Here is a 7,933-nt window from a genome sequence, read left to right on the forward strand (position 1 = left end):
CGCCGGCCCCTCCCCGCCGCCCTCCCGCCGGCCCGCCCGGACCGGACCGCCGCGCCGCCGTCCGCTCCCCTGTTCGCCGTCGCCGGAGGCCAGTTGGTCGCGGCCCCGCGCTCCGCGCCCGGGAGTGGCCGCGCCGGACAACGGCCGTCGTCGAACCCCTACCTCCGGCTGCTGGCCACGCCGGGGGCCCGGGCGTTCACGGCGGGCAACCTGATCGCCCGGCTGCCGATGGGGATGTTCAGCGTCAGCGCGGTCATCATGATCGCCGGGTCCCGGGGTTCGTACGCCCTGGCCGGGGCCGTCACCGCGACGGGCCTGGCCGCGACGGCGGTCGTCGCGCCCTTCACCGCCCGGCTCGTGGACCGCTTCGGGCAGGCACGCGTCGCGGTCCCCGCCACCGCGCTCGCCGTGCTGGGCTCGCTGGCGCTGGTGCTCTGCGTGCACCACGACGCCCCGGCCTGGACGCTGTTCGCCGCGTACGCCGCGACCGCGACGACCCCGAACACCGGCGGGATGTCGCGCGCCCGCTGGGCGCACCTGCACCGGGGCGACCCGGCGGCCCTGCACACCGCGAACTCCTTCGAACAGGCCGCCGACGAGCTGTGCTTCATGCTGGGCCCGGTCCTGGCCGCGACGCTCTGCGGGGCGCTGTTCCCGGAGGCGGGCACGCTGGTGGGGGCGGTGCTCCTGATGAGCGGCGTCCTGGTCTTCGCCGCCCAGCGCGCCACGGAACCGCCCGTCACTCCCCGTACGAGGACCGTGGCCTCGCCGCTGCGCACACCGGGGGTGGCCGCGCTGCTGGCGGTCTTCCTCGCCACGGGGGCGGTGTTCGGGGCGCTGGAGGTGGTCTCCATCGCGCATGCCGGGGGCGCGATCCTGGCGCTCCAGGCGGCCGGGTCGTGCGTGGCGGGCCTGGTCTACGGCTCGCTGCGGCCCGCCCGGAACGTCCGCCTCAGGCTGCTGCTGTGCCTGGCCGGGATGACGGCGCTGATGTCCCTGCCGCTGCTGGCCGCCGCCGGCTCCGCCTCCCTGCCGGTCCTGGCGCTCTGCCTGCTGGTGGCGGGGGCGGCGACCGCGCCGACGATGGTCACGGGCATGACGCTGGTCCAGCGGTCCACCCGCCCGGAGCAGTTGAACGAGGGCATGACGCTCGCGGTGACCGCGCTGCTGGGCGGGATCGCGGCCGGGGCCGCGGCCGGCGGCTGGCTGGTCGAGCACGCGGGAACGGTCACCGGCTACGCGGCCCCGATGTCCGCGGCGGCCCTCGCCCTGGCCATCGCGGGCGCGGGGACCGCGATGACGGCTTCGCCCCGCACCGCGAAACAGGCCAAGGCAGCTACCGCGGAGGGGAGTTGACCTGGGCCGATGGCTGGGAGAGGCTGATCCGGCCGCTGTTCACGCGTATCCGGGGGGGGACTTCTCACATGGCGACCACGACCGGAGGTCTGCGCGTCGGACCGGACGCGACCCCGGACCGCTACCGGCTGCGGCGGTCCATCGGGCGCGGTGGGGAGGCGATCCTCCCCTGGAGCAGCTGGCCGAGGTGCTGGACCGGCTCCACTCGGGCGCCGCCACCCCGTCGGGCCGCGTGGTGGTGCACGGCGACCTGTCGCCCGGCAATGTGATGGTCGACTCCGACGGGCAGGCCACCCTGGTGGACTTCGGGCTGAGCAAGCTCGCCCCCGAACACCGCACGACCGAGGTCTGGTTCACCCCCGGGTTCGCCGCACCGGAGGTGCACGAGGGCGTACGGTCCCCGGCCGCCGACCGGTACGCGTTCGGCGCCATCGCCTACTTCCTGCTCAGCGGCGAGACCCCGCCCACGGCCCCGGAACAGCTGCGCGAACGGTTCACCGCACTGCCGGAGGTGGCCGGTCTGCCGCCCGAGCGGCGGGCCGCCCTGCTCGCGCTGCACGACGCCGACCCCGGCCGCCGCCCGGAGTCCCTGACCGGCTGGGTACGGCAGCTCCGCCCGGCGGTGGTCACGACGACGTCCCGCGCCCGCACCGCCACGGCCCCTCCCCCGCCCACGTCCCCGCCGCCGGGACCTGTCCCGCCCGGGGCCGCCCCCTCCGCGCGCCCGCACTACGTCGCGCCGCAGCCGCCGGCGGCACCACTGCCGTCCCAGCCGCCCGTGACAGCGCCGGACACGAGGCGCCCCCGCCCGAAGTACCTGCTGCCGCTGGGTGCGGCGGCAGCTGTGGCGCTGCTGGTGACCGGCGGAGTCCTGGGCTCCCAGTTGTCCTCGGGCGACGGCGGGGACACCGCGTCCGGCAAGCGCCCGGAGGCGACCCGCACGGTCACGGAGGGCCCCACGACGGAGCCGAGCCCCGAGCCCGGCGCTCCGTCGGATGCACCCGGGACGCCGACGGCCGACGCTTCCGGCACCCCGGACGCGACGCCCTCTTCGGAGTCCGCCGCGAGGGAGCCCCAGTCCCTGACGGCCCTGACGCCGGTGGACGGCTCCGAATGGGACACCGAACCGGCCGTCCTGAACACCCGGAATTTCGAGACGGCGCTGACCAAGCGCCTGCCCTGCTTCGGGGAGACCAGCGCCACCGAATACAACCTGGAACGCGCCTGGTCCTCCCTCCGCTTCACCGGCGGCATCACGGACGACTCCCCCCAGTCGCAGGGCAAGGTGACCTTCATCGGCGACGGAAAGATCCTGGCGTCCGGAACCCTGTCCCTGGGCAAGGAGCGGGCGTTCGACGTACCGGTCACCGACGTACTGCGGCTGCGCGTCACCCTCGCCACCGCGTCCGGCGACTGCAAAGGCATCGCCGCTTTCGCCGACCCCGTACTGGAGCCCTGACACGTTCCGGCATGCGAAAAAGCCTCCGCCCCGCGAGTGAACTCGCGGGGCGGAGGCTTACATGGGGTGGTGGAGATGGCGGGAATCGAACCCGCGTCCAACGGTGCGGAACCAGGGCTTCTCCGAGTGCAGTTCGCTGCGCTTTTCTCGGCCCCGGAGGTCACGCGAACAAGCCTCCGACAGGCCCAGCCACTGTTTGATTTCCTTCTCGGCCCCGTGGCCGGGCCGAGAAGTTTAGATCCCTAGTTGATGCCAGGATCCGGGTCGGGATCACCCCCGGGCTGACACTCCGCAGAGTCTTCGCTTAGCTGCTAATTAGGCAGCGAGGGCGAAGGCGGAGGAATCGCGCTTGGAATTGGCGATTATTGTTTGCGACATATGGTTTACGAGATCATTGCCGCTTCCTCGACTCGCTTCCCCTGCTTCGACATCCGCTGTCGAAACCGATCATCCCCATGTTGATTTTTCAAAACGCGCACCTTCGCTGAGGTGCACGGCCCATCGTACGTGACCAACGCCGGACGATGCCACTGTATTCCTGCCCGGCCGCCCGCCCCGGCGGGGCAGGCGCCGCTCAGGCGCTGCGCTGCCGCCGGCGGGCCGCCGAGATGGCCCGGTTCGTCTCCCGCGTGTCCTGCTTCTCGCGGAGCGTCTGCCGCTTGTCGTACTCCTTCTTGCCCTTCGCGAGCGCGATCTCGACCTTGACCCGGCCGTCCTTGAAGTACAGCGCGAGCGGCACGATCGTGTGGCCCGTCTCCTGCGACTTCGACTCCAGCTTGTCGATCTCGGCCCGGTGCAGCAGCAGCTTGCGCTTCCGCTTGGCCGTGTGGTTGGTCCAGGTGCCCTGGACGTACTCGGGTACGTGGATGTTGTGGAGCCAGGCCTCGTGGCCGTCGATCTGGACGAAGCCGTCGACCAGGGAGGCCCGCCCCATGCGCAGGGACTTGACCTCCGTGCCCATGAGGACGAGACCGCACTCGTAGGTGTCGAGGATCGTGTAGTCGTGCCGCGCCTTCTTGTTCTGCGCGATCATCTTGCGCCCGGTGTCTTTTTCCTTCGCCATAGTGCGGTCATTTTCGCACTACGACCCGCCCCCGAGGCCACTCAATACCGTCTCGGCCCGCTGCTGGGCCCCCGCCCCCACCACGAGGTCGGGTGTGATGCCCCTGCCGTCGACGTTCCGGCCGGCCGGCGTGCGGTAGTGGCCGACGGTCAGCTCGGCCACCGAACCGCCCGGAAGCTCGCTGGGCATCTGCACGGATCCCTTGCCGAAGGTGGGCGAGCCGACGGTGACCGCGCGGCCCCGGTCCTGGAGCGCACCGGTCAGCAGCTCGGCGGCGCTCATCGTGCCGCCGTCGACCAGGACGACGACCGGCCGGTCCGTGTCACCGCCCGGGTCGGCGTACAGGGCCTGCTGCTCCCCGCGCACGTCGTACGTGGCGACCAGGCCGCCGTCCAGGAAGGCGGAGGCGGCGACGACGGCCTCGGCGACGAGTCCGCCGGAGTTGGCGCGCAGGTCGAGCAGTATCCCGGCCCCCGCGGGAGCCTCGCGGACCGCCTCACGGACCTCGGCCCCGGCGCCCTTGGTGAAGGCCGCGACCTTGACCAGGACCGCCGACGACGGCTCGGCCCCCAGCCGCCGCACGGTGACCGCATCGACGGTCAGCCGGGCCCGCTGAAGGGTTTTGGTCCAGCTCCGGCCCTCCCGGGCCAGGCCGAGCTCCACCCGGCTGCCCTCGGCCGCCCCCGTACCGTCACCGCGCAGTAACGCGACGACCTCCGCGACGGGACGCTTGCCGACCGCGCGGCCGTCCAGGGTGCGCAGCAGGTCGCCGGCGCGGATGCCGGCCCGGTCGGCGGGACCTCCGGCCTGCACGCGGGACACCGTGACCTCGCCGCGGTCGGTGCGCCGGGCGGAGAGCCCGACGCCGGTGTAGGAGCCGTCCAGCGCCTGCTCGAACTCCTCGTACTCCCGCTCGTCGTAGACCGCGCCCCAGCGGTCCCCGCTCCGGCTGACGACCTCCTCCGCGGCGTCCTTCACGGACTTCCCGTCCGCCTCGGCCTCGGCGGCGGCGTCCTCGATCTCGTCACGGTCGACCGGGGCGACGGTGGAGGAGACGGCACGGGTCTGCGGCCCGGACCCGGGATCGGGGTCCCGCGGCAGTGAACCGGTCGCGGCGCCGGTGGCGAGCGCACACCCGAAGACCAATGTCAGGGCCGCCCCGCGGCAGAGGCCGCGGGGCCGGAAGCGGTGCGAACAACCCGACATGACGCCGAGTCTAGGACAAGCCCCCTGGGGCGCACGGGTGATCGCCCGTGCGCCCCAGGGGGCACATGTCACACCTTCAGGTACTTGCGCAGCGCGAACAGAGCGGCGACGGCGGGCATCAGCAGGCCGATCGCGAGCACCAGCGGAAGCTTGGTGAGGACCGCGTCCCAGCCGATGAAGTTGATCAGGTTCAGCTTCTCCTGGAGCGCGAGGCCGCCGTCGATCAGGAAGTAGCGTCCGCCGAGCAGCATGGCGCAGGCCAGTACGCCGCCGATCAGGCCGGCGACGGCCGCCTCCATGATGAAGGGGGCCTGGATGTAGAAGCCGGAGGCCCCCACGAGGCGCATGATGCCTGTTTCACGTCTCCGGCTGAACGCGGAGACGCGCACGGTGTTGACGATCAGGATCAGCGCGATGACCAGCATCAGGATCATCACGTAGACCGCGACGGCGTTCATGCCGTTCATCAGCTCGAAGAGCTGGTCCAGGATGGACCGCTGGTCCTGGACGGACTGCACCCCGTCCCTCCCGGCGAAGGCCGTCGCGACGACCTTGTACTTCTGCGGGTCGTCCAGCTTGACCCGGAAGGACTCCTGCATCTGGTCGGGCGTGATGTTGCCCGCCATCGGGGAGTCGCCGAACTGCTCCTGGTAGTGCTTGTACGCCTCGTCGACCGTCTCGAAGTGGACCGTCTCGACGGCGTCCATCTTCTCCAGGTCGACCTTGATCTGTTCCTTCTGCTCCTTGGTGACAGCCCCCTTGGCACACTTGGGCATGTCCTTGGCGTCGTTCTTGTTGCAGAGGAAGATCGAGACGTTGACCTTGTCGTACCAGTAGTCCTTCATCGTGCTGACCTGCTCGCGCATCAGCAGCGCACCGCCGAACAGGGCGAGCGAGAGGGCGACGGAGACCACGACCGCGAAGGTCATCGTGAGGTTGCGGCGGAGACCGACGCCGATCTCCGACAGGACGAACTGGGCGCGCATGGCGTCCTTTCAGTGACTCGATGCTCGAAATGCGCGAAAGGCCGGAGCCCTTCGGTCAGTGCTGGTAGCCGTAGACGCCGCGCGCCTGGTCGCGTACGAGACGGCCCTGCTCGAGCTCGATGACGCGCTTGCGCATCTGGTCGACGATGTTCTGGTCGTGGGTCGCCATGATCACGGTGGTGCCGGTCCGGTTGATCCGGTCCAGCAGCTTCATGATGCCGACGGAGGTCTGCGGGTCGAGGTTGCCGGTCGGCTCGTCCGCGATCAGCAGCATGGGGCGGTTCACGAAGGCGCGGGCGATGGCCACGCGCTGCTGCTCACCACCGGAGAGCTCGCCGGGCATCCGCTCCTCCTTGCCGCCGAGGCCGACGAGGTCGAGGACCTGGGGCACGGCCTTGCGGATCTCGCCGCGGGGCTTGCCGATGACCTCCTGCGCGAAGGCCACGTTCTCCGCGACCGTCTTGTTCGGCAGCAGGCGGAAGTCCTGGAACACCGTCCCCAGCTGGCGGCGCATCTGCGGCACCTTCCAGTTGGACAGGCGCGCGAGATCCTTGCCGAGCACATGGACCATGCCCGTGCTGGCGCGCTCCTCGCGCAGGATCAGTCGCATGAAGGTCGACTTGCCGGAGCCGGAGGACCCCACCAGGAAGACGAACTCACCCTTCTCGATGTCCAGCGAGACATCGCGCAGAGCCGGTCGGGTCTGCTTCGGGTAGGTCTTGGAGACGTTGTCGAATCGGATCACGAATGCACCACGGTCGGCCGGGAGTAGGTGAGCGTGACCATACGCGAACCGGGCTCACGCGTGCAGGCGGCGTCCGGGAATGGGCGTTTTATGATGGATCGGACCCTGGAACGAAACGGGTCGTGCCGGACCTTGTCCGGCGGGCCGCGCCGAAATCGCCGCGAGCTGGCACAGTGGTGGGGGGAACGGTTGCGTTTCCGTGAGCGTTGTGCGGAGAGAACGCAAGCAAGCGGCTCCGCCGCGCGGGAGGAGGAATGCGCATGACCTATGACCGACTGGTGTGCGCGAACTGCGCGTCCCCCGTCAGTGAGGGCCGCTGCCGCGTCTGCCGTGCCGTGCGGCAGCAGATGCTGGAGGAGCAGGGCCAGGGCCCGCTGGCCGGGATGAGCCCGGCCATGCTGATCGCCCTGATGGTGGTGCTGCTGACCGCGCTCGCGCTGCTGGCACATCAAGCGGCCTGATCCGGCCCGCACGGCCCTCCGGGGCCGCCCCTCATCGCCCCGTCGGGGCCGACAGACATATGCGTACGGCCGCCTGAGCGGCTCGGGCGCACAGAAGGGCCCGGGAGGCGTTCTACGTCCTCCCGGGCTCTTCTTCATGCTGTGCCGTGCCGTGTACGGGCCTGGCGTGCGCCCGCTACGCGTCGGCTCGGTCAACCGCGGAGCTAGGCGACCGCGCGACCGCCGCCGACGAGGCGCGGCAGGATGCGGAAGCCGATGCCGCCCGCGATCATCGTCGCGGCGCCGATGACCAGGAAGGTCGTCTCGGCCGCACCGGTCTCGGCGAGCTCTTCCTTGCCCTTGCTCTGCTCGACCGGCTTGTTGCCGACGCTGTCGGTGTCCGTGTTGTCGGTGCACTCGGCGCCGTCGAGGTCGACGGTGCAGGTGCCGGCGTCGCCGCCACCGGTGGTGGCGCCACCGGTCGAGCCGGCCGAGGCCGAACCGGAGGTGCCGGTGCCGCCCTGGTCGCCACCGCCCTGGTCGCCGCCGCCCTGGTCGCCACCGCCCTGGTCGCCACCGCCCTGGTCGCCGCCACCCTGGTCGCCACCGCCCTGGTCGCCACCGCCCTGGTCGCCACCGCCCTGGTCGCCGCCACCCTGGTCGCCGCCACCCTGGTCG

At 71.4% G+C, this 7,933-nt stretch carries 8 protein-coding genes and 1 other RNA gene; 3 read left to right on the forward strand and 6 right to left on the reverse strand.

Annotated elements, in window-relative coordinates:
* Nucleotides 1-1,356, forward strand: a 1,356-nt coding sequence (locus tag CR470_RS33470; RefSeq protein ID WP_373561458.1) for an MFS transporter, incomplete at its 5' end; no start/stop codon positions are given.
* Between the two features lie 13 nt (nt 1,357-1,369).
* Nucleotides 1,370-2,815 (forward strand): protein kinase domain-containing protein, encoded by a 1,446-nt coding sequence (locus CR470_RS40875; protein ID WP_257139006.1) that lies wholly within the window; start codon nt 1,370-1,372, stop codon nt 2,813-2,815.
* Nucleotides 2,816-2,882: 67 nt separating this feature from the next.
* On the opposite strand, the gene ssrA is transcribed toward CR470_RS40875, so the two are convergent.
* The 5 genes from ssrA to ftsE form a co-directional block, all read right to left on the reverse strand.
* Nucleotides 2,883-3,270: a transfer-messenger RNA gene (gene ssrA, locus CR470_RS33480) on the reverse strand.
* A gap of 119 nt (nt 3,271-3,389) precedes the next feature.
* The gene (gene smpB / locus CR470_RS33485; RefSeq protein ID WP_097871213.1) at nt 3,390-3,878 is read right to left on the reverse strand and encodes an SsrA-binding protein SmpB; all 489 of its coding nucleotides are present in this window, start codon (nt 3,876-3,878) and stop codon (nt 3,390-3,392) included.
* An 18-nt stretch (nt 3,879-3,896) separates the two neighbouring features.
* On the reverse strand, nt 3,897-5,084 hold the full coding sequence (locus CR470_RS33490; RefSeq protein WP_097871214.1) for a S41 family peptidase: 1,188 nt from the start codon (nt 5,082-5,084) through the stop codon (nt 3,897-3,899).
* Nucleotides 5,085-5,152: 68 nt separating this feature from the next.
* Nucleotides 5,153-6,070 carry a permease-like cell division protein FtsX gene (gene ftsX, locus CR470_RS33495; protein ID WP_097871215.1) on the reverse strand — a complete coding sequence of 306 codons (918 nt, stop codon included), beginning with the start codon at nt 6,068-6,070 and terminating at the stop codon, nt 5,153-5,155.
* 55 nt (nt 6,071-6,125) lie between these two features.
* Nucleotides 6,126-6,815: a cell division ATP-binding protein FtsE gene (gene ftsE / locus CR470_RS33500; protein ID WP_003968787.1), complete on the reverse strand. Its 690-nt coding sequence runs from the start codon at nt 6,813-6,815 to the stop codon at nt 6,126-6,128.
* Between the two features lie 260 nt (nt 6,816-7,075).
* Between ftsE and CR470_RS33505 the strand changes: the two genes are divergently transcribed.
* Complete coding sequence (locus tag CR470_RS33505) at nt 7,076-7,276, forward strand: hypothetical protein (protein WP_003968786.1); 201 nt, start codon at nt 7,076-7,078, stop codon at nt 7,274-7,276.
* A gap of 203 nt (nt 7,277-7,479) precedes the next feature.
* On the opposite strand, the gene CR470_RS33510 is transcribed toward CR470_RS33505, so the two are convergent.
* Nucleotides 7,480-7,933: LPXTG cell wall anchor domain-containing protein (locus CR470_RS33510; protein ID WP_257139005.1), on the reverse strand; the 454-nt coding region annotated here is incomplete at its 5' end.

The organism is Streptomyces sp. rh34 (assembly GCF_002551245.1).
Taxonomy (GTDB): domain Bacteria; phylum Actinomycetota; class Actinomycetes; order Streptomycetales; family Streptomycetaceae; genus Streptomyces.

What these genes read in the sequence shown, in the direction of transcription:
- ftsX (WP_097871215.1), bottom strand. Translation starts at nt 6,070, where the DNA reads ATGCGCGCCCAGTTCGTCCTGTCGGAGATCGGCGTCGGTCTCCGCCGC.
- smpB (WP_097871213.1), bottom strand. Translation starts at nt 3,878, where the DNA reads ATGGCGAAGGAAAAAGACACCGGGCGCAAGATGATCGCGCAGAACAAG.
- CR470_RS33490 (WP_097871214.1), bottom strand. Translation starts at nt 5,084, where the DNA reads ATGTCGGGTTGTTCGCACCGCTTCCGGCCCCGCGGCCTCTGCCGCGGG.
- CR470_RS33505 (WP_003968786.1), top strand. Translation starts at nt 7,076, where the DNA reads ATGACCTATGACCGACTGGTGTGCGCGAACTGCGCGTCCCCCGTCAGT.